Raw genomic sequence first — 24,882 nt, 5'->3', positions numbered from 1 at the left:
CCAGAGCCCCCGGCGGGCCGCCCGACACGCCGGGACGGACGTTGGCGGAGCCACCGCCCGGGTACTCGGCGGCGCATGACCGACCACGACCGCAAGCAGCGGGACGAGAACGCGACGGCGGCCGAGCGGGCCGCACGCCGGCAGCGGGAGGCGGAGCGCGAACGCGCCACCGCCCAGCCCTTCGACTATCCGTACCCGGAGCGCCGGGCGGGTGTCCGGGCCCGGCGCCACATCAGCGAGGCGGCGGCCGCAGCGGACACACCGCCGGGGATCCCCGGGGGTTACGGCACCACGGGCGGCGGTCAGCCCGGCGTCACCGGCGCCGCCCACCCACCGGCCCGCGACCGCCGCGCCACGGCGGCGGACACACCGTCCGCGGAGCCGGGCAGCGACGACGAGGGACCGGTGAACCGCTCCAAGGACTGACACCGTCGGGCCGGGTCGGACCTCACCGGGTCGGTCCACCCTCCGGCCGGGCGCCCCGGCGACACTGCCACCCGCGGACAGCTCACGGCGCTTCGGTCGGCCACGGTCGGTCGTCGCTGTCGTCGGCCTCGCTCCGTGGCCGGGGCGGTGGGGCCTGGCCCGCATTGAGGTGCTCCAGGACCTCGACCAGTTCCTGGCATGCCTGCTCCACCGAGTGCCGGGTGTTGCGCTGCTCGATGATCACGGCAGACAGCAGCAGCGCGGTCAGGGCCATGGCGCCGTTGAACGCCTGGAGCTTCAGCATCACCTCGATCCGGTTCAGCCCCGCGAAAGCCCCGTAGCCGTCCGTCGCGGCGACGGTGGCCGTCACGGAGGTCACCAGCGCGCAGAGCACACTGCCCACCAGCTGGAAGCGCAGGGCCGCCCAGATGATGAGCGGGTAGACGAGGAAAAGCATGCTGATCTGGCTGTAGGCGGCCAGCGGTACGAGAAGGCAGGCGACGACGGCCAGTGCGGTCGCCTCCTTCCAGCGGCGCAGCGGCAGCGGCCCGCGGGCGCCACGCAGCAACAGCAGCAGCGGGGTGACGATCAGGACGCCCATCGCGTCACCGACCCACCAGGCGAGCCAGACGGGCCAGAAGCTGCCGGCGGGCAGGCTGTCGTTGAGAACGAGGAGGCCGACACCGACGGTCGCGCTGATCAGCATGGCGCCCAGCGCCGCCAGGAACACCAGGGCGAGGCCGTCGCGCAACCGGCTCAGGTCGGTGCGGAAGCGGGCCCGGCGCAGCAGCAGGGCCGCACACACGGGGGCGGCGGTGTTGCCGAACAGGATGCCGATGACGTCGGGGCCGGGTGTGGTGAGGGACAGCACGGAGAAGAAGGCGCCGAGCGTGATGCCGGGCCAGCAGCGCAGCCCCAGAATCAGCAGCGCGGCGAGGGCGACTCCGGTGGGCGGCCAGATGGGGGTGACGATGGCGCCCTCGACGGTCAGCTCGCGCAGCAGTCCGAGCCGGGCCGCCGCGTAGTAGCAGGCGGCGACGGCCAGCACCTGGACGGCATGTCCGCCCGGCCGGCGCAGCTCCTCGATACCCACCACAGCAGCAATCTCACACCGGCGGCCGCCGGTCGGCGAGGCGAGGCCCGCTCCCGTCCGGCTCTCTGGCTGAATGCCGGGCCATTTCCGGGAACGAGCCGGCGGGGACCGGCCCGGGTGGTCAGCGCGCCGCGCCGAGTCCGTCGAGGCCCACGACCAGGACGGCGGCGTCGTCCTCGTGTCCGACACTCTCGGCGCCCTTGATCACGGCCGCCGCGAGCGCGTGCGCCTCCAGGCCGGCGACGGCGGCGATGCCCGCGAGCCGCACCACCTGCTCCAGGCCGTCCTCGATGTTGAGCGACGGCCCCTCCACGACCCCGTCGGTGAGCAGGACGAACACCCCGCCGGTGGTCAGCCGGTGCCGGGTCACCGCGAACTCCATGCCCTGCTCGATCCCGAGCGGCGGTCCCCCCTCGTCGTCGACGACGCCGGACTTTCCGTCGGCCGTGGCCCACACGAAGGGGATGTGGCCGGCCCGGGCGCTCTCCAGCACACCGGTGGCCGGGTCGAGCCGCATGAACGTGCAGGTGGCGAAGAGGTCGCTGCCCAGGGAGAGCAGCAGGTCGTTGGTGCGTGCAAGCAGTTCACCCGGCTCACCGGTGACCGAGGCGAGCGCCCGCAGTCCGGCCCTGACCTGGCCCATGAAGGCGGCGGCCTCGATGTTGTGGCCCTGTACATCGCCGATGGACAGCCCGATCCGGCCGTCCGGCATGGCGAAGGCGTCGTACCAGTCACCGCCCACGTTGAGACCGAGGTTGGCCGGCGCGTACCGCACCGCGAGATGGAGGCCGGGTACGGCGGGCAGGTCCCGGGGCAGCATGCCGCGCTGGAGGGCGATGGCCAGCTCGACCTGGGTGCGCTGGAGCTCCGCGCGCTGGCGCGCCTGGGCGGTGAGCGAACCGAGTCGGGCCAGCAGCTCGTCGCCTTCGTCCGTGGAGCGCTTGCGGGGCATCGATCACTTCCGGCGGGGCGGTGGCTCTCGGCTGGCCGGCCGCCTGCGTTGTCGGCAAACGCCTAGATTTTACCCATATAGGATGATCGTGCCTCAGGGGGATGATCCAGTCCCGGGCCCTGCCCAGGCCGGCCCGGGCCTGGCCAGGCCCGCCAGGGCCCCGGCTCCCGCGTCCGGCCAGCGCACCTCCCGCGGCCGGTCAGCGGACCTCGGAGTCGATGCCGGTGATCACCGCGGGGCCGAGCGGTGCGGACCGCTCGTCCAGGCCCGCGTCGCGCAGCGCGGAGTGCGCCAGCCGGTGCGCCGCCTCCTCGGCGTGCGGGCCGGTGTCCGCCTCGACGGTCAGGCGGAGGGTGAAGGTGTTGTCCTCGTTGACGCTGAGCACGTCCAGGTCCTCGGCGCTGCCCATCTTCGTGCCGTGCGGATCGGCGGGCCGGAGCGCCTGGGCCAGCCGGGTGCGGGTACCGGCCTCGACCCCGGTGGTGAAGGTGCCGGGAACGCTGATCACGTAGGTCGTCATGAAACGGTCCTTTCCTCGGGCCTACCCCGCCTACCCCGATTCGCGGCCTTCGCACAGCGGGCAGCGCGACCCCCACGCGATCTCCCCTCCCGCCCCCTCACAGCTCCCCTCTCGTCACCCGGACGGTGGGCGTGCCCGTGTCGGCTCCGGGGCCGATCCCCCTCGAAGCCCCTTTCTGATCCCCCTGGGATCCCTCTCAGATCCAGCCGTCCAGCGCGCCCATGAAGCCGTCGAAGTCGTCCCGGTACACGGTGTGCCCGGCCCCCTCCACCGTGCGGACCTCGAAGCCCCGCCGCGCCAGCTCCTCAGCCCGTCCCGGTCGTACGAGCGGGCCCGCGCCGGCCAGCACCACCAGCGAGGGCACCACCGGGTGCGCCGGTGTCCGGTCGACCGCGAAGATGCCCGGATGCACGCGGGCCGTGTCCGGGTCCCAGTCGGCGAGTGTGGCCATCTCGACGTTCAGGTCGTCGTCGCCCCAGCCCGGATTGAGGCTGCTGATCATCGCGCGGTTCGCGGTCTTGAAGACCGTGAAGTACGCGGCCGCCTCGGCCAGCTTCCCGCGCATGTCCCAGGCCGGGTCGCAGTAGACCGCCCGGGCGGGAGCCAGCCGTTCGACGGCCCCGGCCAGCGCCATGGCCCCGAGCGAGTGACCGATCGCCAGCTCGGGACGCTCCGGCAGGGTTTCGACGAGGTCGCCCGCCCAGCTCTCGGGACTGTACTCGCCCCGGCCGCTCGCGCCGTGCCCGCGCAGGTCCACCCCGATGACCCGGTATCCCTTGTCCGCCAGGACGGGTGCCACCCGGTGCCAGGTGCGGTGGTCGGACATGAGCCCGTGTACGAGGACGGCGATCCGGTCGCCGGTCCCCCACTCGTGCGTGTGCAGCCTCATCGGCGATCCTCCCCGTCGGACTCCATCGGATCATGCCATCACGGCCCGTAGCGCATCCACTCGCGGCGGATGGCCACCGCGCGCCGGTCCGTGGAACACCTGGTGGCGCCCCGCGTTCACTCGTCTCCGCCCCCACGACGGGCACGCTCACAGCGGCGAATGGGCCACCGCCGTCACATAGGCGCCGCACAGCAGGGAGGCGAGGACGAGGGCGCCGTAGACGACCAGCGCCTGGGGCCGGCGCAGCCACCAGGTCCGGGCCAGTGCGCGGGCCGTCGGGATGAGCAGCGGGAAGGCCGGCAGCAGGAACCGCGGCTTGGAGGAGAAGGAGCCGGAGCCGCCGAGCACGAGCAGGACCAGGACGCCGGCGAAGACCAGCAGGGCGAGCGGGGCACGGTCCAGGCACAGCAGCACGAACAGCAGGACGCCCGACGCGACGGTCAGCAGGGCGGCCGGGTAGACGACACCCCCGCCGTACAGCAGCAGGGCCTTGAGGAAGCGCAGCGAGCCGGCCCCGAAGTCGAAGCGGGAGTCCCAGGCGCTCTGGACCGTGAAGTAGCCGCCGAGGAGGTCTCCCATGCGGCCGCCCACCCACAGCACGTAGGCGAGCCAGCCCAGCGGTGCCAGGACCGCGCCGGCCCACAGGTGCGCCGGGGCGCGGCCACGCCGCCGCAGCACCTCGTACCCGGCGGCGGCGGAGACGGCGACCGCCACCGCGAATCCGCTGGGCCGGGAGAGGCCGGCCAGCGCCGCCAGAGCGCCGGCCGACAGCCAGCGTCCCTTGAGCAGGCAGTACAGGGACCAGGCGGCGAGCGCGGCGAACAGCGAGTCGGTGTAGGCGATGGTCAGTTCGACCGCGTGCGGCAGCGCGGCCCACAGGGCGACCAGGGCGGTGGCGACCCCCCGCCCGTACAGAAGGTGGCCGAGGAGGTAGATGCCGTACGCGGCCACGCCCGCGGCCGTCCAGGAGATGAGCAGCGCGGCCTGGCCCGGAGTGAGCGGCAGGACGGTGATCAGTGCTCTGATGAGCGCCGGATAGAGCGGGAAGAACGCCCAGTCGGTCTGGACCGCGCCCTTCGGGGAGATCCAGATGAGGTCGCCGTAGCCGTGTGTGGCGATGTGCAGGTACCAGCGGGAGTCCCAGGAGTGGGCCAGGTTCCTGACGAGCGGATGCCCTCTGAGGTGGTTCGTGAGGATCACGGCGAGGATCCCGGCGAGCCGGACGGCCGCGAACAGGGCGAGCGCCGGGAGCGCCCCCGGGGGCGAGCCGGAGCCGGTCGGCCGGGCGAGCCGGGGACGGCTCAGGGGTCCGGAGGGGACTGTCGGCTCGGGCCGCGGGACGGAGGAGGTACGCACGCTCTCGACCTTGGGCACCCCTGGGAGGACGTGCAATCCGCGACCCGGGTTTCTTGCGTACTTCCACCCTGATTCAGGAGGGGTTCCGGCAATCCGGTCGAGTCCGGGCCTCCTGTGCGGGAGGGCCTGCCGATCCCCGAAAAGCGTGTGGTTATCATATGAGCGCTGCCTAGCTCGAAAGATGGATCCTGTGACTGTCAACGACGACTCGTTCACCAACTGGAAGATCCGCGAGGAGATCGCGGAGTCGATGATCCCGCTCATCGGGAAGCTGCACCGCGAGCAGGACGTGACCGTCCTGCTGCACAGCCGCTCCCTGGTGAACAAGTCGGTGGTCAGCATCCTGAAGACCCACCGCTTCGCCCGGCAGATCGCCGGCGAGGAGCTGTCGGTCACCGAGACCATGCCGTTCCTGAAGGCCCTGACCGCCCTCGACCTCGGGCCGTCCCAGATCGACCTCGGCATGCTGGCCACCATGTACAAGGCCGACGACCGCGGCCTGAGCGTGGAGCAGTTCACCGCCGAGGCCGTCGCCGGTGCCACGGGCGCCAACAAGATCGACCGCCGCGAGTCGCGCGACGTCGTCCTCTACGGCTTCGGCCGCATCGGCCGGCTCGTCGCCCGCCTCCTCATCGAGAAGGCCGGCTCCGGCAACGGCCTGCGGCTGCGCGCCATCGTGGTGCGCGGCGGCGGTGCGCAGGACATCGTCAAGCGCGCCTCGCTGCTGCGCCGCGACTCCATCCACGGCCAGTTCCAGGGCACGATCACCGTGGACGAGGACCGCAGCACGATCGTGGCCAACGGCAACGAGATCAAGGTGATCTACGCCGACGACCCGTCGCACGTGGACTACACCGAGTACGGCATCCGGGACGCCATCCTCATCGACAACACCGGCAAGTGGCGCGACCGCGAGGGCCTGTCCAAGCACCTGCGCCCCGGCATCGAGAAGGTCGTGCTGACCGCGCCGGGCAAGGGCGACGTCCCGAACATCGTGCACGGCGTCAACCACGACACGATCAAGCCGGACGAGCAGATCCTGTCCTGCGCCTCCTGCACGACCAACGCGATCGTCCCGCCGCTGAAGGCGATGGACGACGAGTACGGCGTGCTGCGCGGCCACGTGGAGACCGTCCACTCGTTCACCAACGACCAGAACCTGCTGGACAACTACCACAAGTCCGAGCGCCGTGGCCGCTCCGCGCCGCTCAACATGGTGATCACCGAGACCGGTGCCGCCTCCGCCGTCGCCAAGGCGCTGCCCGACCTCAAGGCGAAGATCAGCGGCAGCTCGATCCGCGTCCCGGTGCCGGACGTCTCGATCGCGATCCTCAACCTCCAGCTGGCCCGCGAGGCCACCCGCGAGGAGGTCCACGACTACCTGCGCGACGTGTCGCTGACCTCGCCGCTGAAGCGCCAGATCGACTTCACCACGGCACCCGACGCGGTCTCCAGCGACTTCATCGGCTCGCGCCACGCCTCGATCGTGGACGCCGGCGCCCTGAAGGTCGACGGTGACAACGCGATCCTCTACCTCTGGTACGACAACGAGTTCGGCTACTCCTGCCAGGTCGTCCGCGTCGTCCAGCACGTGTCGGGCGTGGAGTACCCGACGTACCCGGCGACGGCGGTCTGACCGCCGCGGCCCTGAGTACGCGTACGGCCGCCGACCGGGGTTTCCGGTCGGCGGCCGTCGTCATGGGCGCGGGTGTGGTCAGGCCGAGGCCGGCTTGCCGCACGCGCCCGCGGCGCACGCCGTGAGCCACTGGTCGAAGTCGGCGTCGTAGCGGGTGCCGATGCCGTCGTGGTAGACGGCGTATCCGCCGGTGTAGTCACCGTCGCGGAAGCGGGCGAGCATGCGCTGGACGTCGTCGGGGTGCTTCTCGACCATGTAGCGCACGGCGAGGTAGCCCCACGGGTAGGTCCGGGTGACGTCGCTGTTGTCGTACGTGTTCTCGAAGAGGGTGCTGAGCTTGTAGGTGTGCCTGCCGGCCTCCTGGACCGCCTGGTCGTCGGCCAGGCCCCGGTAGCCGTAGGAGACGTACTCGGCGATGCCCTCGATCCACCACACGTCCGGTACGGAGATCTGCCGTCCGAAGTCACCCTTCATGTCGTCGCGGGCGTCCAGGAAGTGCGTGTACTCGTGGTTGAGGTTCCAGATCCGGGCCGGGAAGCCGTCGTCGTAGTTCTTCTGGTACATGATCGACATCGGCTGGTTGGCGGGGTCCGACGGGTCGCCGCCCAGTGTCATGCCACCGTTGTCGGTGCTGATGCCGTACATCGCGCCGGCGTACGTCTGGTAGTCGGCGCGGCTGGTGAAGACCACGAGCTGGAGGGTCGAGGCGTACTGGCCGGGTATCGGTCCGCCGGCCCGCACGACCGAGCGGAAGTAGGCGTCCTGGCCGAGCACACTGGCGCAGGCTGCGCCGAGGTCGGCGGCGGTCAGGCCCTGGGCGCGGACGGTGACCTTCGCGTCGCAGTGGTGCGTGACGGGCAGGACGGCCTTGGTGAGCTTGTCGGGCAGGTCGCACACGTCGTAGTAGGCGCAGTCGGCCTTGTCGTAGGAGTCGGCCTGCGTGGCGACCGCCACCCACAGCCCGGCCGTCGGACCGGTGATCTCGGTCCGGTCCAGCAGGTCCTTGGCCAACGGCCGGACGGTTTCCCGCAGTTCCGGGTGCTCGACGTAACGGGCCAGGTTCATCCCGGCGTTGGAGTCCAGGAAGGCCAGCTCGGTGCCGAGCTGGTCGGTGTTGGCCAGCGCGAAGTCGTACAGCGTGTCGATGATGCGCGGGTCCGCCTCGACCGCCTGCACGTACCGGGGGTTCCAGTTGCCGCGCCACAGCGGCGTGTAGACGTCGTTGACGGCCCTGATCATGCTGTCGATCGAGTCGTACGTGCTGTCGTAGTCGTTCAGCAGCCGCCGGTAGACGTACAGGTAGCGGCCCTGCTGGTCGGCGCTGTCGGTGAGGATGACGGTCTCGCCGAGGATGGCGCCGTTGGCCGCCGTGACGTCACGGGAGTGGGAGCGTGCGAAGAAGGTGTCCATGCCGCTCGTGACGGCGGTGGTGAGGCGGGAGGTGTACGGGCCCACGTCGTCGGGGTGGTTGAACTGCACGTAGTAGCCGGCGCGCAGGAAGAGGACCAGTTGAAGCAGGCTGCCGGCGTTGTCGCCGCGGTACTGCCCGGCGGTGCGCGTGAACGCGTTCGCCACGGTCAGCATCTGGGCCTGGCGGAAGACGTCACGCGCGTTCGTGCCGCTGACCGAGAAGAGCGTGCCCACGCAGTCCGGGGTCGCGGCCTTGACGTAGGAGACGAGGGCGGAGCCGGTCCGGCTGCCGAAGTCGGCCGGTGTGCAGGAGGCCGCCTTCGCCGCACGGACGGCCGGTCGGGTGAAGGTCGGCCGTTGCGGCGGGAGTTGGGCCGGGCTGAGTTGCTTGGCCTGGGCCGCGGGGAGCTCGGTGGCGGCGGTGGGCGCGGCCGCGGGCGACGGCACGGGGAGGTGCGTACGGTGGGGCGCGCCGGCGGTGCCGGTGTGCGGCTGCGGTGCCGCCAGCGCCGGTGCGGACAGCAGGCCGGCCAGGGTGGCGCAGACGGCGGCGACGCCGGCTGTGCGCCCGGCCGTGCCTCTCGGCACACGTCCGGGCAGCGCGAAGCGATAGCGCATCGGGATTCCTCCACGAAGGGATGCGCCTCTGTGGGGTGTTGAGGCGTGTGAGGCACTGTCTCAGCGCACCGACCGCCCCAACAATGGCGTGTGACATAGCACATGGCACTGGCCGCTCATAACATCGCGGCGCACCCGTGACGCGCTCCTAGGCCCCGGTGACGCTCCAGGTGCGGGAGGCCCAGGTACGCAGGTGCGGTGCCTGGGCGACCAGGTCGCGGTACGCGTCCATGGCGGACTGGAACACCGTCTCCACGACGTCGTCGGTGACCGTGTCCGGCCGCCAGGCCAGCACATAGCGGCACCACAGCGGGGAGCCGGCCAGCGGCTTCACCACGACGTGCGGGATCGGCCGCAGCGTCGGCTGCACGAGGGACACCCCGAGACCGTCGGCGATCATGCTCTGCAGCTGGGTCTGGTCGCCGAGGAACTCGTGCACGGCGACCGGCGTGAACCCGGCCGCCGCGCAGGCGTCGTAGAAGACCCCGGGCCAGCCGGCGCCGTCGTCCGGGGTCACGAACCAGGCGTCCTCGGCCAGGTCGGCGAGCTGGACCTGGGCGCTCTGCCGGAGCCGGTGGCGGGCGGGGAGGGCGACGAACGTGGGCTCGGTGACGATCCCGCGGTGCCGTACGGCGGTCGAGTGCCCGAGTTCCATGCCCGGGTAGTCGGCGGCGATGGCCGCGTCCACCGCGCCCTCCTCCAGCAGTTCCACGATCCGCGAGGACGCGTAGACGCTGGTGACCGCGAGGGTGAGTTCCGGCAGCCGGGCGCGGACCCGGGAGACCGTGCCGGACAGCATGGGCGAGTTGGTGGCGGCGACCCGCAGGGTGCGGCGGGGGCGGGCCGAGGCCGGGCGGTGTCCGATCGCGGCGGCCCGCACGAGGACGTCCCGGGCCTGTTCGACGACCTCGGCGCCGTACCGGGTCGGCCGGACCCCGCTCGGCCCGCGCTCGAAGAGCGGCTCGCCCAGGTGGCGTTCGATGCGCCGCAGCTGGGTGCTCACGGCGGGCTGCGAGTAGCCCAGCTGCGCGGCGGCCCGGCCGACACTGCCCGCGTCCGCGATCGCGCACAGCACCCGCAGATGCCGCAGCTCCAGCTCCATCGGTCCACTCCCCGTTCGTCCCCAGGGCCGGTCCGACGCCCTGTTCCGCGCCGCCGGGCGCGGGGGGCGCCCACCGCCCGCGCCGGCCGTGGCCCCGACCGGCGGACCGAAGCGTTCCATGCCGCCCTCCGCGGCACAAGTCGCAGGTCCGCCAGGGTGCGACCGATCACACTCGGCCTGCCTGCGGGGGGCCGGGCCGGGTGGCCGGGAGGCGTGCGGGGGGCCGGACGCCGCCTCCCGGGGCCTCAGTGGCGCGCCAGCACCTCCGCCACCCGGATGAAACCGTCCGTGCCGTGGCCGAGGCCGATCACCCGGCGGGCCATGCCCTCGACGGACCGCATGACGCCCGCGTCGATGCCGTGGGACTCGGAGACCTGGACGACATGGGCCATGGAGGAGACGGCCGAGGTGATGGGGTTGATCTTCCCGGAGTAGGTGCCGCTGTCGGCGTCCTCGGCGAACTCCTCGAACAGCGGCGGCAGGATCGCGCCGATGCCCTGGGCGAAGGGGGCGAGTTCCCGGGCCGTGACGCCCTCCGCCCGGGCGATCGCCACGGCGTGCGCGTATCCGGCCATCGCGGTCCAGAAGAGGTCGAGCAGCGCGATGTCGAAGGCGGCGGCGCGCCCGATCTCCTCGCCCAGGTGGGTGTGCGTGCCGCCGAGCAGCTCCAGCACCGCCCGGTGCCGGTCGTAGAGGTCGCGCGGACCGCTGTGCAGGAAGACGGCCTCCGGGGTGCCGATGCTGGGGGCCGGCGTCATGATCGCGCCGTCCAGGTAGCCGATGCCGTGGGCCGCCGCCCACTGCGCGGTGTCCCGGGCGCGGTCCGGGGTGTCCGCGGTCAGGTTCACGACGGTACGGCCCTTCAGCGCGCGGGTGACGTCGTCACGGCGCAGGATCGCGTCGGAGGCGTCGTGGTTCACCACGCAGACGACGATCAACTCGGCCGCGGACACGGCCTCCTCGGCCGTGCCGGCACCGGTCGCGCCGCGCTCGGTCAGCTCCCGGTCCTTCCCGGGCGTGCGGTTGAAGACCGTGGTCCGCAGGCCGGCCGCGAGGAACGCGCCCGCCAGCGAACGGCCCATGGGACCGAGGCCGAGCACGGTGACGGCAGGAAGATTCAGGGCGGTGGACATGTTGCAACTCCCGTTCGTGGTGAGGAAAAGCGGCCGAGAGGCCATGGAGAGCCGAAGAGGACGACGATGACGCGCAGCCGTGCCCAGGATCCGAACGTCTGCGGAGTGACCGCCGCGATCGCCGTGATCGACGGCAAGTGGAAGACGTCGCTGCTGTGGCTGCTGGAGTCCGGCCCGCAGCGGCCGGGCGAACTGCGGCGCCGGCTGCCCGGGTTGAGCGAGAAGGTGCTGACCCAGGCACTGCGCGAGATGGTGGAGGACGGCCTGGTGCACCGGGAGGTGCACGACGTGCTCCCGCCGAAGACCGTGTACTCGCTGACCGCGTTCGGCCGCGATCTGGCCGCGGCACTGGATCCTCTGGCGGAGTGGGGCCATCGCCGCCTGGAGCGGCTCCGCGAGCGCGAAGCGGCGTCCCGACGACCTGCGGAGGTCACCTCCCCTTCCTTGTCCGGCAGCCCCTGACCTCGGCAAACAGCCTCTCCCGGATGGTCGGGCGCTGCCAAGTACCCACAAAAAAGTGCGTACGCACACACGCTCCCACCGAGAGGACGACGACCGTGGACCGCCCCCTCCCCGACCGCCGGCTGCGGCCGCCGATGGGCTGGAACAGCCGGGACTGCTACGGCACGACCGTCACCGAGGAGGAGGTCCTCGCCAACGCCGAGTCCATACGGGACCACCTGCTCGCGTACGGCTGGGACACCGTGGTGGTGGACATCCGGTGGTACGAGCCCACGGCCCGCGCCCACGGCTACAACCCTTGGAGCTCCGCGCGGGCGGCCTGGTGCTGTGGACGGCCCGGGACACCGACGGCCGTACCCGTTACGCCGCCGTCTTCTCCCTCGCCGGCGAGCCGCGCCGGTACGACGTGCCGCTCGGCTCGGTCGGCGCCCGCCCCGCCGACCGGATCCGCGCACTGTGGACCCGCGCCGACGTCACGCACGACGGCCGGCACCTCACCGTCCGCCTGCCCGCCCACGGCGCCGCTCTCTATCGCCTGGCCGGATCCCCTCTCCCATTTGCCTAAAGCCTTTAGGAAACTCCATAATCCCTTACGGCAGAAGGAGAGGAACGATGGTGCGTGCGGGCTTGTCCACCGAGCGCCTGGTCCGCGCCGGCGCGGAGCTGGCCGACGAGGTCGGCTTCGACCAGGTGACGGTGTCCGCGCTGGCCCGGCGGTTCGACGTCAAGGTCGCGAGCCTGTACTCGCATCTGCGCAACTCCCAGGATTTGAGGACACGGATCGCGCTGCTCGCTCTGGAGGAGCTGGCCGACCGCGCCGCGGAGGCGCTCGCCGGCCGGTCCGGGAAGGACGCCCTGGGCGCCTTCGCCAACGTCTACCGCGACTACGCCCGCACCCACCCGGGCCGCTACACGGCGGCCCGTCACCCGCTGGACCCCGAGACGGCGGCCGGCAGCGCGGGGGTCCGGATCGCGCAGCTGACCCGGGCCACCTTGCGCGGCTACGACCTGAGCGAGCCGGACCAGACCCACGCGGTCCGCCTCCTCGGCAGCGTGTTCCACGGCTACGTCAGCCTGGAGGCGGCCGGCGGCTTCAGCCACAGCGCGCCCGACTCACAGGAGTCGTGGACGCGGATCCTGGACGCCCTCGACTCCCTGCTGCGCGACTGGCCCACCGCCCGACCCTGACGAAGCAGGCAGACACCGATGCACACCATTCCCCTCACCCCCGGCCTGATACGCGGCGCCCTCGAACTGGAGCGCACCGCGCACGGTCTGCTGCCGCACCGGCTGCCCGCCCGGGCCCGCGCCCAGTGCGCCGACCCGCAGCTGGCCCTGGTGGAGTCCCAGCCCTCCGGGGTACGACTCGCCTTCCGCACCCGCGCCACCGCCGTCGAGCTGGACACGCTGCCGACCAAGCGGGTCTACCTCGGCGTACCGCCCCGTCCGGACGGCGTGTACGACCTGCTCGTGGACGGGCGCCCGGCCGGCAGCGCCTCACTCACCGACGGCAGCACCCTCACCATCGACCTGGGCACGGGCTCCGCCGAGCACCGGCCCGGGCCGGTCGGCACCGTGCGCTTCACCGGCCTGCCGGACACCGACAAGGACGTGGAGATCTGGCTGCCGCACAACGAGACGACGGAACTGGTCGCGCTGCGCGCCGACGCCCCCGTCGAGCCCGTACCCGACCGGGGCCGCAGGGTGTGGCTGCACCACGGCAGTTCGATCAGTCACGGCTCCGACGCCGCGAGCCCCACCACCACCTGGCCGGCGGTGGCCGCGTCCCTGGGCGGGGTGGAGCTGATCAACCTCGGCCTGGGCGGCAGCGCGCTGCTCGACCCGTTCACCGCCCGCGCCCTGCGCGACACGCCCGCCGATCTGATCAGCGTCAAGCTCGGCATCAACGTGGTCAACACCGACCTGATGCGGCTGCGCGGCTTCGGCCCCGCCGTGCACGGGTTCCTCGACACCGTCCGCGAGGGACACCCCGGCACCCCGCTGCTCGTCGTCGCGCCGGTCCTGTGCCCGATGCACGAGGACACGCCCGGCCCCACCGCCATGGACCCGGCCGCCCTGAGCGAGGGACGCGTGCGGTACCGGGCCACCGGGGATCCGGCCGAGCGGGCGGCCGGGAAGCTCACCCTGGCCGTGGTCCGGGCGGAGCTGGCCCGGATCGTGCGCGAGCGGGCGGCCGAGGACCCGGCGCTGCACTACCTGGACGGCCGGGAGCTGTACGGCGAGGCCGACGCCGCCGAGCTGCCGCTGCCCGACGGCCTCCACCCGGACGCCGCGGGCCACCGCCGGATCGGTGAACGGTACGCGGCGCTGGCCTTCGCCGCGGACGGCCCCTTCGCGGACCGCGTGGGCCGCCCCCGGCCGGCTCACACCAGGTGGGCGAAGACGACCAGGTTGTCGGTGTAGTCGCGGACCGTGCGGTCGTAGTCCCCGGCACAGGTGATGAGCCGGACCTCGGGGCGCGAGGCGTCGGCGTACACCCGCTGGCTGGGGAAGTCGTCCTTCGCGAAGGTCTCGGCGCTGTCCACGACGAACTCCGCGGTGCGCCCGTCGGCCCGCTCCACGGAGAACCGGTCGCCGGGCGCCAGCTCGTCGAGGTCGGCGAAGACGGCCGCGGAGGTCACCGTGTCGACGTGCCCGGCGATGATCGCGGTGCCCTGCTCGCCGGGTGAGACGCCGTCGGCGTACCAGCCGACGAGATTGGTGTCGCCGGCGGGCGGGGGCTGGAGCTGGCCCGAGGCGGCGATGGCCAGCGTGGTGAAGGGGGCGTCCACGGAGATCTTCGGGATGCGCAGGCGGGTCGGTGCGGACCGGGGCAGCGTCTCCCCGGGCCGGCCCGGATCGGCCGACCTCGCGGCACCGGCGCCCGAGGCGCGCGCCTGCGGCGTGTCGTCCGGCTGCTGATGACCGCCGAACATGCTGACGGCGAGGAAGACGGCCGCCACGCCCCACAGCGTCAGCCGCCCGCCCCGGCCGGAGTGCCGCTCGTCCGGCGCGGGTCCTGAGGGGGGCTGGGCGGAGGGATCTGCTGCCATCGGACACCACCTCACTCGGGCGCGGCAGCGCGGGGATCGGGGCAGGAGGGAGACGGCGCGGGAGCCACCGTCCGGGGCGGAGCGCGGGGAGTGCGGGCCGCCGACACGGCGGGCGGGTCGGCGGCCTCCGCAGCCCCTGGGAGGTGCCGGCGCGTCAGGAGGCCGGCTGGGCGGCCTTCTTGCGGCGCAGCGCGTACGCACCGGCGGCGGCTACGCCCAGCACGGCGAGGCCGCCCGCGGTGACGCCGGGCGTGGCGAGCGCACCGCCACCGGTGTGCATGCCACCGCGCGGCTTGTCGTGGTCGTCGCCCCACTCGTCCTTGTCACGGCCGCTGTCGTGGCCCTTGTCGCGGTAGCTCTCGGGGTCGAACTTGCTGTCGCGGCTGTCGCCGCCGGAACCCCAGTCGTCGCCACCCACCGCGGTGAGAGCTCCGCCACCCGTGTGCATTCCGCCGCGCGGCTCGTCGTGTTCACCTCCGCCGTCGCGCTTCTTGCCATAGTCCTTGTCGTGATCGCTGTCGGAACCCTTGTCGTGGTCACGGTCGGAGCCGCTGTCGTGCTCCTTGCTGTACGAGGAGTCGTCGTGGTCGGCCGGGACGGCGAACGCGGCGCCGGGCGTGCCGAGAGCGAGGGCGGCCGCGGCAGCCGCAGGGGCCAGGAGCATGCGGGCAGAGCGCATAGTGATGTCCTTCCGCCGTGACCGGGCAGCCAATACCTCATCAGCTGGATGGACCCGGCCCCGACATGAACCACCGTCAGTGAGGCCCCTGGCTCCCACCATCCGAGCCGCCCAGCCGGGTCACCACGCCACCCGTCTGCCCCAGCGCGCCCGCTCCGCGCCCCCTCGTCCGGGTCAACCGCCGAAGCCGTCGTACGCCCTCGCGGGTGACCGGGTGCCGCGACAGCCGGGGCGCCCCGGCCGTCCTGTCCGACCAGCCACCGCGGTCCGGCGGTGCCGCCGCGCCGAGAAGGGGCGTCCCATGCCCGTGAACACCCTGGGGGCCCGCGGAGCCCGGCGGCTCCTCACCACGTGGGCGGGGGCCCTGGTCGCCGTCGCCGTCGTCGCCGCCCCGGCGCGGGCCGGCGCGGAGACGGTGACGGAGTATCCGGTCACCACCGCGGCCGGTGCCGCGCCCGCCGGCATCACCGGCGGCCCGGACGGCGCGCTGTGGTTCGCGGAGCACGGCGCCGGACGGATCGGGCGGATGGCGGCCGACGGCACGGTCACCGACTTCCCGACCTCCGGCCCGGACACCGGTCCGGCCGACATCACCCAGGGGCCGGACCGGGCGCTGTGGTTCACCGAGTCCACCGCCGGGCGGATCGGCCGCATCACGGCCTCCGGCCGGCTCACCGAGTTCCCACTGCCGGCGGCCGGCGGCGGCCCGGCCGGGATCGCGCCCGGCCCGGACCAGGCCCTGTGGTTCACCGAGTCCGCCGGGAACCGGATCGGCCGCATCACGGCCGCGGGCCGGATCACCGAGTACCCGGTGCCCACCCCGGATGCCTCTCCCCACTCCATCGCGGCGGGCGGTGACGGCGCCCTGTGGTTCACCGAGCTGAACGCCGGCAAGGTCGGGCGGATCACCACCTCCGGGCGGATCACCGAGTTCGCGCTGCCCGGGCCGGCGGCCTTCCCGGCCGGCATCGTCGCCGGGCCGGGCGGCATGTGGCTCACCGCGTCCGGCACGCACGACGTCGTCCGGATCGGCTACACCGGGCACGTCACCCGGTTCCCGCTGCCCGGCGCGGACAGCCTGCCGGGCGGCATCACACGCGGGCTCGACGGCCGGGTCTGGTACGCCGACCAGGCGGGCCGTATCGGCCGGATCAGCGCGACCGGCGCGGTCACCGTCTTCCCGGTGCCGGGCGGCGCCGACAAACTGCCCCTGCACCTGACCGTGGGCCCGGACAGTGCCGTGTGGTTCACGGAGCTGCTCGGCAACGCCGTCGGCCGGGTGCGGGCCGACGCCGGATGACACGTCCCCTCTTGTTATGACCACTGTCATAACGCAGGCTGGTGCCGACAGCACGGCAGGCCGAACGCGGTGGGAGGAAGCAGTGGCGGACGGGATGGCGCGGGCCCTGTGGGAGCGGTACGAGCCGGTGCACGACCTGGTGTACTTCGCACCGGAGGCGCACCGGGCGGCGGCGGACGGGCTCGGCATGCGCGGCTACTGGATGGGCTACTTCGCGCTGCGCGCGGCTCCGCTCGGCGCGGCACCGGCGTCCGTGGTGACGAGCTGTTTCTACGTCTTCCACCCCTCCCGGGTGGCCCGGGCGCTGCCGGACGCCTGGTCGTACGCGGCTCCGGCGGAGGTGCTGGCGGCCCGTCAGGAGGCGATGGACGCGGCGCTGACCCGCCTGTTCGGGGCGGACGTCGCCGGCTCCGCCGAGTTCACCGAGACCGCGGACCTCGCCTGGGAGGCCGCCGCGGCCGCGGACACCACGGGCAGGGTGCTGGCCGGCGCCAACCAGGCGCTGGAGCGCCCGGAGCGGCCCGCCGCACGCCTGTGGCAGGCCGTGACGACCCTGCGCGAGCACCGGGGCGACTCCCATGTGGCGGCCCTGGTGACCCTGGGGATCGGGCCGGTCGAGGCCATGGTGCTGAAGACGGCGGCCGGCGAGTCCGACGGGGCCTTCCTGCGCGAGACGCGCAAGTGGCCGGAGGCGGACTGGGAGGCGGCCGCGGCCCGGCTGCGGGCGGACGGCCGGCTCGCGGCGGACGGCTCGCTCACCCCCGCGGGGGCGGCCGTACGGGCGGAGGCCGAGGCGCTCACCGACGCGGCGGCCGAGGGACCGTGGACCGTGCTGGGCGCGGAGCGGAGCGCGCGTCTGGCCGCGCTGCTGGAGCCGCTGGCCCGCGCGGTCGAGGAGTCGGGGCTGCTGCCGCCCGGGAATCCGGTGGGGCTGACCCGGGGGTCGTACCCCGGGGGCCGCTGAGCTGCGGCCGCCGGCGTCCCCCGGCCCGGGGTGCCGGGCCGGGGACGCCGTGCGGGTGGCGGGGTGGCGCGGTTACCAGGACACCGGCAGCCGTTCGGGGATCCGCTTCATGAAGCCGGTGCGCCAGACCAGTTGGCTCGGCGGGACGGCGAGGGCGAGGTCCGGAAGCCGGTCGAGCAGGACCTCCAGGGCGATGCGGGCATGCGCGCGGCCGAGCGCGGTCGCGGGGCAGTAGTGGGCGCCGCCGCCGAAGGAGAGGTGGTCGGCTGTGTTGTCGCGGTGGACGTCGAAGCGGTGCGGGTCCGGGAACTTCTCCGGATCGAGGTTGGCGCCCTCCACCAGGACGAGGACGAGTTCGCCCGCGCGGATGTCGACGTCGCCGAGCCGGACGTCCTCCAGGGCGAGGCGGGGCAGGGCGTCGCCGATGGAGAGGTTCACCCGCAGCAGTTCCTCCACGCCCGGGCCGATCAGGTCGGGCCGGTCCCTGAGCAGGTCGCGGGCGACGGGGTGGGTGAGCAGGTGGACCAGGGCCATGGCGAGGAAGCCGGAGGTGGAGATCACACCGGCGCCGAACAGGGTGACACCGACGGTGGCCAGCATCTCGTCGCCGAGGTGCGCGTAGTCGGGGTCGTCGCGCAGGGCGGCGAGTTCGGCCATCAGGCCGTGCGTCGCGGGGTCGTCGAGCAGGGCCGTCATCCGGGCGATGTCCCGGTCCCAGTTGAGCCGCGCCCCCTTGATCGGGCACGGGGAGTTCATGAAGGCGATGTCCAGGCTGCGCAGGAAGGCCGGGGCCTCCGCCTGCGGGATGCCGAGGATCCGGCAGTGCATACCGGCCGAGTACGGCTCGCAGAACGCCCCGCGCAGGTCGGCCGTCGGACCGTCGGCGACGATGAGGTCCACCAGGCGGTGGGCCTCGGTACGCAGCCACTCCGTCAGGCCCGGCGTCTTGGGGTTGAGCGCCTTCATCACCGCACGGCGCAGTCCCGCCCCGGTGATGTTGCCCATGTTGTTCACGACCTCGGGCGGGATCGTCAACGCGTACTGCCGGGGCACGCCGGGTGCGGAGGTGTCCTTGAGGGAGAACCGGTCGTCCTTGAGCACCTGCGCGCACAGCTCGTACGACGACACCAGCCAGGCCTCGTCGCCGGCGATGGTCCGCACCCGCCGCACGGGGGTGGCGGCGCGCAGCTCTGCGACCTCGGCGGGCACCTGGGTGCCGTCCCAGGAGAACGGGAAGTCGAGCAAGGGCGGGTGGTCGGTGCGGATGTCGGGGGCGGTGGTCATACCGCGGCTCCTTCCAGGGCGGCGGGGGTGACGATGGCGTGGCCCTGGTTGCGGGAGGCCCGCAGGCCGGCGCCGCGGGAGTACAACAGCTCGGCCATCGGCAGGAGTTGGTGGTAGCAGTTGAGTGACGAGGGCACTTTGAGGATGGCCGGGGTGTCCAGGAACAGCGGGGCCTCGGCGCACACGTACTCCAGGCACACGGCGCGCTGGCGCTCGGTCGGCTCCTCGCCACGGGCGGTGAGGAAACGATTCACCAGGGCTTCGCAGACGGCCCGGAACGCGCCGTCGGAGACCAGCCGCGACTTCAGGTGCCGATGGATCTCCTGGTAGGCGGGGTTGGTGCGGAACGCCGACATCGGGTGCCAGTCCAGCCGGATGCCTCCCGGGTCGGCCGCCGAGACCGCGTCACGGACCTTGGCGCGCACCCCGCGCAGGTTCTTCACGGCCTTGCGGCGGGCCTCGTCCGGCGGATAGCCGGAGGCCTCGAACATCTCGGCGACGTACAGGTCGGTGTAGACGAAGTCGACCCGGTCGAAGTGGTCCAGTCCCCAGCGGGCGAGGTCGTGCAGGCGTCGGGCGGAAAAGTAGCTGTTGCCCGGGGACACACCGATCACGGCGTGCGCACCCTCGCCGAGGATGACCTCGCAGTGGGACGTGTACGGCTGGACTTCGAAGACGTCGGCCATCAGCACGGATGCTGTGGTCACGGGGGAAATCCTCCGCCGCGCGCTAGTCCCTGCGGGGCCCTGTGCCCCAGGTGTGGCGACGCGGCGCCCTCACGCTAGCGGTACGAGATCAGCACGGGTAGTTACCACCTGGGTTTGGCTGAAAACAGTCGTATCAATGGTTGAAGTGCCCGGCGGGCGGCCTTGATTGCGGGTCGTAATCTGGGGCCGTGGTCAACCGAGACGAGGATCCAGGACAGGTGGCGGCCCGGCTCACCGGGCGTCCGGTGAGTGCGGCCCGGATGTCGTCGGGCTCGCCCGCCGAGGTACTGCTGGACGGCGGGACGGCGGTGATGGTCAAGCGTGGTGACGGTCCCGGGGCGGTACGTGCGGAGGTGGCGGGACTGCGCTGGCTGGCCGCGGCGGACGCGGTCCGGGTGCCCGCGGTGCTCGGCCACGACGAGCACTGGATGGTGACCGAGCGCGTGCCGACCGACTCCCCCGACCCCGAGGCGGCGCTGCGTTTCGGCCACCAGCTGGCCGCGCTGCACGCGGCCGGCGCGCCCCACTTCGGGGCGGCGCCGCCCGGCGGACCGGAGGACGCCTACATCGGGCTCGCGCCCATGCGCAACGCGCCGGGCACCGACTGGCCCCGCTGGTACGCCGAGCACCGCGTGCTGCCCTATGTGCGCGCCGCGGTCGACCGCGGCACACTCCAGCCGGCCGAGGCCGCCGTGTTCGAGCGGGTCTGCGCACGGCTGCCGGAGCTGGCGGGCCCCGCCGAGCCGCCCGCCCGGCTGCACGGCGACCTGTGGAACGGCAACGTGCTGTGGGGCGTCGACGGTGACGTACGTCTCATCGACCCGGCCGCACACGGCGGGCACCGGGAGACCGACCTGGCGATGCTCCGGCTGTTCGGCTGCCCCCACCTCGACCGGGTGCTCGCCGGCTATCACGAGGCCGCGCAGCCGGCCGACGGCTGGCGCGCCCGGGTGGGGCTCCACCAGCTCTTTCCGCTACTGGTGCACGCCGTCCTGTTCGGGCGGAGCTACGCGGAACAAGCACTGTCGGCGGCGCGGGAAGCACTCGCGGAGTGAACCGGGCGGAACGAGGAACACCGTTGTGCGTTCCCTCGTTCCGATACCGACACGACCCCCTCCCGCGCTGCGGTTACGCAGCGTAAGGAAACCAACCACCCGTTCGATTCGTATAAGGACGTGAAAGCCGAATCAGGGAGAGACCATGCAACCGTTCACGCTCAACTACGCGCGGCCCGCTGTGCAGTTGGACGTCACCACTCCGTATGCGTACGACTCCGGACTGCAGTTGAACGTCCTCCCGGACGGGCGGATCGCCGCCACCGACCACGCGACCCTGAGAGCACTCGGAACCACGACGTCGACCGCCGGTTCCAAGACGCACTTCGACGACTGAACCGCGGACTTCTCGAAACATGACCGTGCTCATCCTGACCAGTGAAGAAGACGTGACGGCGGACATGGTGGTCCTCCGGCTGGGCGAGGCCGGTGTGCCCGTCGTCCGGCTCGACCCCGCCGATCTGACCAACGGGGTGGCGCTGTCGGGCGAGTACGTGCAGGGCGCCCGCCACGGACATCTGTCCGTCGGCGGGCGCCTGGTGAGCATGAACGGCCTGCGCTCCATCTGGGTGCGCAGGCCGGGAGCCCCGGCCGCCCGCGCCGCCCAGCCGTCCGCCTGGCTGACCGAGGAGTCGTCGCAGGCGCTGTACGGCATGCTGCGATGCAGCGACGCCCGCTGGATGAACCATCCGGACGCCGCACGCCGCGCCCGCCACAAGCCCTGGCAGCTGCACCTCGCGCAGCGCAGCGGCCTCGCGGTGCCGGCCACCCTCATCACGACGTTCCCGCAGGCGGCGCGGGAGTTCGCGGAACGCTTCCCGGACCTGGTGGTCAAGCCGGTCTCCGGGGCGCATCCGCAGGAACCGCCGCGCGCGGTGCCGACGAGCCGGGTCGCACCGGACGCCGACTTCACCGCGGTCGCCTTCGGGCCGACCCTGCTGCAGCGGCGGATCGCCAAGCGGGCCGACATCCGGCTCACGGTCGTCGGCGGCACCCTGCTGGCCGCGCGCAAGCCCGCCGACCCGGACGCCCACCCGGACGACGTGGACGTCCGCTTCGCCCCCTCGGTCTCCCCCTGGCTGCCCGCGGACGTGCCGCCACGCGTCGCCGAGGGCGTGCTGCGCTACATGGCGGGCGCGGAACTGGCCTACGGTGCCTTCGACTTCGCGGAGGACGCCGACGGGATCTGGTGGTTCCTGGAGTGCAACCAGTCCGGCCAGTTCGGGTTCGTCGAGATGGACACGGGCCAGCCGATCGCCGCCACGATCGCGAACTGGCTCGCCGGGGACGGGGAACCGGGCCACAGGTGTGCGGAGGGCGACCGGAGCGCAGCATCTTGAGGGTGCGGGGATCGGCTCGGAGAAAGGAACGCCACATGCGTATCGGACTGCTGGGAACCGGCCCGTGGGCGCGGGCGGCGTACGCTCCCGCCCTCGCCGGGCACACCGGCCTTGAGTTCGCCGGGGTGTGGGGGCGCCGGCCGGAGGCGGCCACGGCGCTCGCGGAGCAGTACGGGGTCGCCGCGTACGCCGACGTGGACGCGCTGCTGGCCGACGTGGACGCGGTGGCGGTGGCCCTGCCGCCGTCCGTGCAGGCCGAGCTGGCGGTGCGGGCGGCCCGGGCGGGCCGTCATCTGCTGCTGGACAAGCCGTTGGCGGTGTCGGTCGCCGAGGGGCGCGCCGTCGCGGCGGCGGTCGAGCGGGCCGGGGTGGCGTCGGTGGTGTTCTTCACCGCGCGCTTCCAGAAGGAGCCGGAGGCCTGGATCGAGGAACAGGCCGCGCTGGCGGGCTGGTTCACGGCGCGGGCGCAGTGGCTGGGTGCGGTGTTCACGACGGACAGCCCGTTCGCGGCCTCGCCGTGGCGGCGGGAGAAGGGCGCCCTGTGGGACGTGGGCCCGCACGCCCTGTCGGTGCTGCTGCCGGTCCTCGGCGACGTACGGCAGGTCGTGGCGGCGGCGCACGCTCCGGCGGACACCGTGCACCTGGTGCTCGACCACGCAACCGGTGCGTCGAGCAGCCTCACGCTGAGTCTGTCGGCGCCGCGCGCGGCGGCCGGGGCCGACGTGGAGCTGCGCGGCGAGGCAGGCGCGTCGGTCCTGCCGGGCAGCTCCGAGGGAGCGGTCCCCGCGCTCACCCGAGCCGCCGACGCCCTGGTACGGGCCGCCCGCACCGGCCGGCCCCACTCCTGCGACGCCGCGTTCGGCCTCCGGGTCACCGAGATCCTCTCCATGGCGGAGACCCGCTTGGCGAGCAGCGCGGAGTAACCGGCCTGCGAACGGGGGGGGCCGAGGGCAGCGTGTGCTCGGCGGCGGGAGCGAGGGTGCGGGCGCGGGAGTGCCCGGCCCTCGTTCAGTCCCGGGGCACCGGGTGCGGTGTCGTGTTCCGGTGGTCGGGGGTGGGTGCCGTCCATGCGTCCGGGTCGTCGGTGGTGGTGGTCCGGGCGCCGTAGACGACGCGCATGAACCCGAGTACGGCGTCGTACGGCAGATGCAGCGCGGCGGTGCAGTCCGTCAGGACGGTCACGTGCAAGCCCTTCTGGAAGGCCGTGCGGGCGGTGGAGTCCACGCACACGTCGGCGTACAGCCCGGCGAGCACCAGGTGCCGGATGTCCCGCTCGGCGAGGTGCTCCGCGAAGCCCTCGCCGAGGAAGGCGTCGAAGCAGGCCCGCTTGGTGAAGATCCGTTCGCCCGGTGCCGGCGCGACCCCGTGGAACCGGGCACCCCATGAGCCCTCCAGGCACTTCGGCCGCTTGCCCCGCATGCGGTCGCGCAGCCGCCAGCTGGCGCCCTGGTGCTCGGGGTCGCCGACGAAGCGGACGAAGACGACCTCCACGCCCCGCGTGCGCGCCGCCGCCACCGCCCGGACGCTGCCGGTGACGACGGCGTCCAGGACGGCGGGGTCGCGGCCGAAGCGGGCGCGGGCCGCCGGAGAGGCGCAGAAGTCGTTCTGGAGGTCCACGACGACCAGCGCCGTGCCGTCGACGCCGGTCATGATCCGAGAACCGGGGTGCGGACGCCCTGCTCGCCGGAGACCGGCTGGACGCGGTCGGTCGCCTCGGGGGTGGGCATGGGGACGCACCTCTGCTTTCCGGTAGGGCGCCCGGGGCCCGTGTGCCGGCGCCGACTCCACTATCGGACCGGCCCCCGGCGCCCCGCCCGGAAACACCGGGCCATGCACACAAACGGACGGAATCCGCTGGTCGGCGCATGAAACCCGGTGTTCCCGGAAAGCGACGGCCGGCGCGCGGTCAGCGGGTCACCCGGTGCCGGCACCGCCGTCGGCCCAGTAGTTGACGCGTTCCCGTACGACCGGATAGCCGGCCGTGGTGAAGTGCGCGGCCATGGGGTGGTTGCCCTGGTCGGTCGCGGCGACGATGGACTCGGCACCCTGTTCCACCAGGAAGTGGGTGCACTCGGCGAGCAGGTCGTAGGCGTAGCCGTGGCCGCGGTGTTCCGGCACGACACCGACGAAGCCGATGCACGGCCCGGACGGATTGCGCGCCGGGATGTGGATGCCGACCGGATCGCCCGCGGGTGTGCGGGCGACCCGCCACCAGGCCCTCGGTGAGGGGAACCAGTGGAAGATGTCGAGGTCCTCCTTCGCCGCCTGGTCGACGCCGCCCTGCGCGATGGCCCGGCGGGCGTGGGCGTCCAGGGTCACGGAGCTGATGCGGCGCAGGAGGTCGTAGAAGACGGCGTCGTCCGGTTCCGCGGTGTGGACGAGCCGTCCGGGCCGCTCGGGCAGGCCGAGGTCCCGGGTCCAGCGGTAGATGAAGCGCTCCACCAGCGGTGTGTAGCCGGCCCGGCGTGCGGCGCTGTCACGGGCGCCGACCGCTGCCCGCAGGTGCGGGTCGTCGCGCCAGCCTGGGGGCAGGTCGAGATCGATCTCGGGCGTCCGCCAGGGTGCCGTCCGCAGCAGCTCGGCGGCTGCCTCCTCCTCGCCCTCGGCGACGTCGAGCCAGTTGATCACCAGCGGCTCGGGGTCCTCGGGGCGCCCCCACCAGGCGGCGCGCGCCACGGTGCGGCCGTCGCGCTGGGCGATGCGCTGCCAGTCGGGGCGGAAGCGGGTGTTGCGGTGCTTCTCGGCCATGGCGAGCGGGTCGGGCATGGTGCGGAAAACGTGGGCACTGCTCTCGTCGAGCGTGCGGATGACCAGGTCGGTCAAGGAATCCTCCGGGATGCGTGTGGTGTGCAGCGCTCCCGGTCGGATGTCAGACGTCACACGCCCGCGGCACGGGGAGGGGG

General features: G+C 73.1%; 26 protein-coding genes. 12 read left to right on the top strand and 14 right to left on the bottom strand.

The window, feature by feature from the left end; genetic code table 11:
- Positions 1-75 precede the first annotated feature (75 nt).
- Positions 76-426, top strand: a complete 351-nt coding sequence (locus ACZ7DL_RS18535) for a hypothetical protein (protein ID WP_470775227.1) — start codon at positions 76-78, stop codon at positions 424-426.
- A gap of 82 nt (positions 427-508) precedes the next feature.
- Here the strand turns inward: ACZ7DL_RS18535 and ACZ7DL_RS18530 are convergent, their stop codons facing one another.
- The 5 genes from ACZ7DL_RS18530 to ACZ7DL_RS18510 all read right to left on the bottom strand — a co-directional run bounded on the left by ACZ7DL_RS18530 (position 509) and on the right by ACZ7DL_RS18510 (position 5,236).
- Complete coding sequence (locus ACZ7DL_RS18530) at positions 509-1,522, bottom strand: MASE1 domain-containing protein (RefSeq protein WP_470775226.1); 1,014 nt, start codon at positions 1,520-1,522, stop codon at positions 509-511.
- 118 nt (positions 1,523-1,640) lie between these two features.
- Positions 1,641-2,471, bottom strand: coding sequence for a PP2C family protein-serine/threonine phosphatase (locus ACZ7DL_RS18525; protein ID WP_470775225.1), 831 nt, complete (start codon positions 2,469-2,471; stop codon positions 1,641-1,643).
- 199 nt (positions 2,472-2,670) lie between these two features.
- The gene (locus ACZ7DL_RS18520; RefSeq protein WP_360738501.1) at positions 2,671-2,991 is read right to left on the bottom strand and encodes a hypothetical protein; all 321 of its coding nucleotides are present in this window, start codon (positions 2,989-2,991) and stop codon (positions 2,671-2,673) included.
- Between the two features lie 196 nt (positions 2,992-3,187).
- Positions 3,188-3,880 (bottom strand): alpha/beta fold hydrolase, encoded by a 693-nt coding sequence (locus ACZ7DL_RS18515; RefSeq protein WP_470775224.1) that lies wholly within the window; start codon positions 3,878-3,880, stop codon positions 3,188-3,190.
- A gap of 147 nt (positions 3,881-4,027) precedes the next feature.
- Positions 4,028-5,236, bottom strand: coding sequence for a hypothetical protein (locus tag ACZ7DL_RS18510; RefSeq protein ID WP_470775223.1), 1,209 nt, complete (start codon positions 5,234-5,236; stop codon positions 4,028-4,030).
- Positions 5,237-5,426: 190 nt separating this feature from the next.
- On the opposite strand from ACZ7DL_RS18510, the gene ACZ7DL_RS18505 reads away from it, so the two are divergent.
- The gene (locus ACZ7DL_RS18505; protein WP_470775392.1) at positions 5,427-6,872 is read left to right on the top strand and encodes a glyceraldehyde-3-phosphate dehydrogenase; all 1,446 of its coding nucleotides are present in this window, start codon (positions 5,427-5,429) and stop codon (positions 6,870-6,872) included.
- 78 nt (positions 6,873-6,950) lie between these two features.
- Here ACZ7DL_RS18505 and ACZ7DL_RS18500 read toward each other — a convergent pair whose 3' ends face one another.
- The 3 genes from ACZ7DL_RS18500 to ACZ7DL_RS18490 all read right to left on the bottom strand — a co-directional run bounded on the left by ACZ7DL_RS18500 (position 6,951) and on the right by ACZ7DL_RS18490 (position 11,135).
- Complete coding sequence (locus ACZ7DL_RS18500; RefSeq protein ID WP_470775222.1) at positions 6,951-8,900, bottom strand: collagenase; 1,950 nt, start codon at positions 8,898-8,900, stop codon at positions 6,951-6,953.
- Between the two features lie 148 nt (positions 8,901-9,048).
- Positions 9,049-10,002, bottom strand: a complete 954-nt coding sequence (locus tag ACZ7DL_RS18495; protein ID WP_470775221.1) for a LysR family transcriptional regulator — start codon at positions 10,000-10,002, stop codon at positions 9,049-9,051.
- A gap of 245 nt (positions 10,003-10,247) precedes the next feature.
- Positions 10,248-11,135, bottom strand: coding sequence for an NAD(P)-dependent oxidoreductase (locus ACZ7DL_RS18490; protein ID WP_470775220.1), 888 nt, complete (start codon positions 11,133-11,135; stop codon positions 10,248-10,250).
- A gap of 66 nt (positions 11,136-11,201) precedes the next feature.
- Here ACZ7DL_RS18490 and ACZ7DL_RS18485 point away from each other — a divergent pair, with 66 nt between their 5' ends.
- The 4 genes from ACZ7DL_RS18485 (at position 11,202) to ACZ7DL_RS18470 (ending at position 14,021) form a co-directional block, all read left to right on the top strand.
- Positions 11,202-11,597 carry a winged helix-turn-helix transcriptional regulator gene (locus ACZ7DL_RS18485; protein WP_470775219.1) on the top strand — a complete coding sequence of 132 codons (396 nt, stop codon included), beginning with the start codon at positions 11,202-11,204 and terminating at the stop codon, positions 11,595-11,597.
- A gap of 298 nt (positions 11,598-11,895) precedes the next feature.
- Positions 11,896-12,162 (top strand): hypothetical protein, encoded by a 267-nt coding sequence (locus ACZ7DL_RS18480; protein WP_470775218.1) that lies wholly within the window; start codon positions 11,896-11,898, stop codon positions 12,160-12,162.
- Between the two features lie 47 nt (positions 12,163-12,209).
- Complete coding sequence (locus tag ACZ7DL_RS18475; protein WP_470775217.1) at positions 12,210-12,785, top strand: TetR/AcrR family transcriptional regulator; 576 nt, start codon at positions 12,210-12,212, stop codon at positions 12,783-12,785.
- A gap of 18 nt (positions 12,786-12,803) precedes the next feature.
- Positions 12,804-14,021 carry a GDSL-type esterase/lipase family protein gene (locus ACZ7DL_RS18470; protein WP_470775216.1) on the top strand — a complete coding sequence of 406 codons (1,218 nt, stop codon included), beginning with the start codon at positions 12,804-12,806 and terminating at the stop codon, positions 14,019-14,021.
- Here the strand turns inward: ACZ7DL_RS18470 and ACZ7DL_RS18465 are convergent.
- Entirely contained in the window at positions 13,982-14,650 is a 669-nt protein-coding gene (locus ACZ7DL_RS18465) for a class F sortase (protein WP_470775215.1), read from the bottom strand. The two genes, ACZ7DL_RS18470 and ACZ7DL_RS18465, sit on opposite strands and share 40 nt — an antisense overlap.
- Before the next feature lie 154 nt (positions 14,651-14,804).
- The gene (locus tag ACZ7DL_RS18460) at positions 14,805-15,329 is read right to left on the bottom strand and encodes a hypothetical protein (protein ID WP_470775214.1); all 525 of its coding nucleotides are present in this window, start codon (positions 15,327-15,329) and stop codon (positions 14,805-14,807) included.
- Between the two features lie 301 nt (positions 15,330-15,630).
- Here ACZ7DL_RS18460 and ACZ7DL_RS18455 point away from each other — a divergent pair, with 301 nt between their 5' ends.
- Complete coding sequence (locus tag ACZ7DL_RS18455) at positions 15,631-16,629, top strand: Vgb family protein (protein WP_470775213.1); 999 nt, start codon at positions 15,631-15,633, stop codon at positions 16,627-16,629.
- 82 nt (positions 16,630-16,711) lie between these two features.
- Positions 16,712-17,593 (top strand): SCO6745 family protein, encoded by an 882-nt coding sequence (locus ACZ7DL_RS18450; protein WP_470775212.1) that lies wholly within the window; start codon positions 16,712-16,714, stop codon positions 17,591-17,593.
- A 72-nt stretch (positions 17,594-17,665) separates the two neighbouring features.
- Here ACZ7DL_RS18450 and ACZ7DL_RS18445 read toward each other — a convergent pair whose 3' ends face one another.
- Both ACZ7DL_RS18445 and ACZ7DL_RS18440 read right to left on the bottom strand, forming a co-directional pair.
- Positions 17,666-18,877 (bottom strand): cytochrome P450, encoded by a 1,212-nt coding sequence (locus ACZ7DL_RS18445; protein WP_470775211.1) that lies wholly within the window; start codon positions 18,875-18,877, stop codon positions 17,666-17,668.
- The gene (locus ACZ7DL_RS18440) at positions 18,874-19,584 is read right to left on the bottom strand and encodes a cyclodityrosine synthase (protein ID WP_470775210.1); all 711 of its coding nucleotides are present in this window, start codon (positions 19,582-19,584) and stop codon (positions 18,874-18,876) included. The genes ACZ7DL_RS18445 and ACZ7DL_RS18440 overlap by 4 nt, the downstream gene beginning before the upstream one ends.
- Before the next feature lie 218 nt (positions 19,585-19,802).
- Here ACZ7DL_RS18440 and ACZ7DL_RS18435 point away from each other — a divergent pair, with 218 nt between their 5' ends.
- From ACZ7DL_RS18435 to ACZ7DL_RS18420, 4 genes are all read left to right on the top strand, one after another.
- Entirely contained in the window at positions 19,803-20,639 is an 837-nt protein-coding gene (locus tag ACZ7DL_RS18435; RefSeq protein ID WP_470775391.1) for a fructosamine kinase family protein, read from the top strand.
- A gap of 145 nt (positions 20,640-20,784) precedes the next feature.
- The gene (tgmA, locus tag ACZ7DL_RS18430) at positions 20,785-20,976 is read left to right on the top strand and encodes a putative ATP-grasp-modified RiPP (protein ID WP_020938095.1); all 192 of its coding nucleotides are present in this window, start codon (positions 20,785-20,787) and stop codon (positions 20,974-20,976) included.
- A 19-nt stretch (positions 20,977-20,995) separates the two neighbouring features.
- Complete coding sequence (tgmB, locus tag ACZ7DL_RS18425; protein WP_470775209.1) at positions 20,996-21,979, top strand: ATP-grasp ribosomal peptide maturase; 984 nt, start codon at positions 20,996-20,998, stop codon at positions 21,977-21,979.
- Between the two features lie 35 nt (positions 21,980-22,014).
- Positions 22,015-22,902 carry a Gfo/Idh/MocA family protein gene (locus ACZ7DL_RS18420; RefSeq protein ID WP_470775208.1) on the top strand — a complete coding sequence of 296 codons (888 nt, stop codon included), beginning with the start codon at positions 22,015-22,017 and terminating at the stop codon, positions 22,900-22,902.
- An 85-nt stretch (positions 22,903-22,987) separates the two neighbouring features.
- Here the strand turns inward: ACZ7DL_RS18420 and ACZ7DL_RS18415 are convergent, their stop codons facing one another.
- Positions 22,988-23,629 (bottom strand): cysteine hydrolase family protein, encoded by a 642-nt coding sequence (locus ACZ7DL_RS18415; RefSeq protein ID WP_470775207.1) that lies wholly within the window; start codon positions 23,627-23,629, stop codon positions 22,988-22,990.
- Between the two features lie 264 nt (positions 23,630-23,893).
- Complete coding sequence (locus tag ACZ7DL_RS18410) at positions 23,894-24,802, bottom strand: GNAT family N-acetyltransferase (RefSeq protein WP_470775206.1); 909 nt, start codon at positions 24,800-24,802, stop codon at positions 23,894-23,896.
- Positions 24,803-24,882: the final 80 nt, after the last annotated feature.

The organism is Streptomyces sp. NPDC036984, assembly GCF_055607665.1.
Note: the sequence above shows the minus strand (reverse complement) of the source record. Positions and strands in the feature narration are given on the sequence as shown.

What these genes read in the sequence shown, in the direction of transcription:
- ACZ7DL_RS18490 (WP_470775220.1), bottom strand. Translation starts at nt 11,135, where the DNA reads ATGTCCACCGCCCTGAATCTTCCTGCCGTCACCGTGCTCGGCCTCGGT.
- ACZ7DL_RS18445 (WP_470775211.1), bottom strand. Translation starts at nt 18,877, where the DNA reads ATGACCACCGCCCCCGACATCCGCACCGACCACCCGCCCTTGCTCGAC.
- ACZ7DL_RS18520 (WP_360738501.1), bottom strand. Translation starts at nt 2,991, where the DNA reads ATGACGACCTACGTGATCAGCGTTCCCGGCACCTTCACCACCGGGGTC.
- ACZ7DL_RS18485 (WP_470775219.1), top strand. Translation starts at nt 11,202, where the DNA reads ATGACGCGCAGCCGTGCCCAGGATCCGAACGTCTGCGGAGTGACCGCC.
- ACZ7DL_RS18420 (WP_470775208.1), top strand. Translation starts at nt 22,015, where the DNA reads ATGCGTATCGGACTGCTGGGAACCGGCCCGTGGGCGCGGGCGGCGTAC.
- tgmB (WP_470775209.1), top strand. Translation starts at nt 20,996, where the DNA reads ATGACCGTGCTCATCCTGACCAGTGAAGAAGACGTGACGGCGGACATG.
- ACZ7DL_RS18475 (WP_470775217.1), top strand. Translation starts at nt 12,210, where the DNA reads ATGGTGCGTGCGGGCTTGTCCACCGAGCGCCTGGTCCGCGCCGGCGCG.
- ACZ7DL_RS18535 (WP_470775227.1), top strand. Translation starts at nt 76, where the DNA reads ATGACCGACCACGACCGCAAGCAGCGGGACGAGAACGCGACGGCGGCC.
- ACZ7DL_RS18465 (WP_470775215.1), bottom strand. Translation starts at nt 14,650, where the DNA reads ATGGCAGCAGATCCCTCCGCCCAGCCCCCCTCAGGACCCGCGCCGGAC.
- ACZ7DL_RS18415 (WP_470775207.1), bottom strand. Translation starts at nt 23,629, where the DNA reads ATGACCGGCGTCGACGGCACGGCGCTGGTCGTCGTGGACCTCCAGAAC.
- ACZ7DL_RS18470 (WP_470775216.1), top strand. Translation starts at nt 12,804, where the DNA reads ATGCACACCATTCCCCTCACCCCCGGCCTGATACGCGGCGCCCTCGAA.
- tgmA (WP_020938095.1), top strand. Translation starts at nt 20,785, where the DNA reads ATGCAACCGTTCACGCTCAACTACGCGCGGCCCGCTGTGCAGTTGGAC.
- ACZ7DL_RS18495 (WP_470775221.1), bottom strand. Translation starts at nt 10,002, where the DNA reads ATGGAGCTGGAGCTGCGGCATCTGCGGGTGCTGTGCGCGATCGCGGAC.
- ACZ7DL_RS18460 (WP_470775214.1), bottom strand. Translation starts at nt 15,329, where the DNA reads ATGCGCTCTGCCCGCATGCTCCTGGCCCCTGCGGCTGCCGCGGCCGCC.
- ACZ7DL_RS18455 (WP_470775213.1), top strand. Translation starts at nt 15,631, where the DNA reads ATGCCCGTGAACACCCTGGGGGCCCGCGGAGCCCGGCGGCTCCTCACC.
- ACZ7DL_RS18515 (WP_470775224.1), bottom strand. Translation starts at nt 3,880, where the DNA reads ATGAGGCTGCACACGCACGAGTGGGGGACCGGCGACCGGATCGCCGTC.
- ACZ7DL_RS18500 (WP_470775222.1), bottom strand. Translation starts at nt 8,900, where the DNA reads ATGCGCTATCGCTTCGCGCTGCCCGGACGTGTGCCGAGAGGCACGGCC.
- ACZ7DL_RS18525 (WP_470775225.1), bottom strand. Translation starts at nt 2,471, where the DNA reads ATGCCCCGCAAGCGCTCCACGGACGAAGGCGACGAGCTGCTGGCCCGA.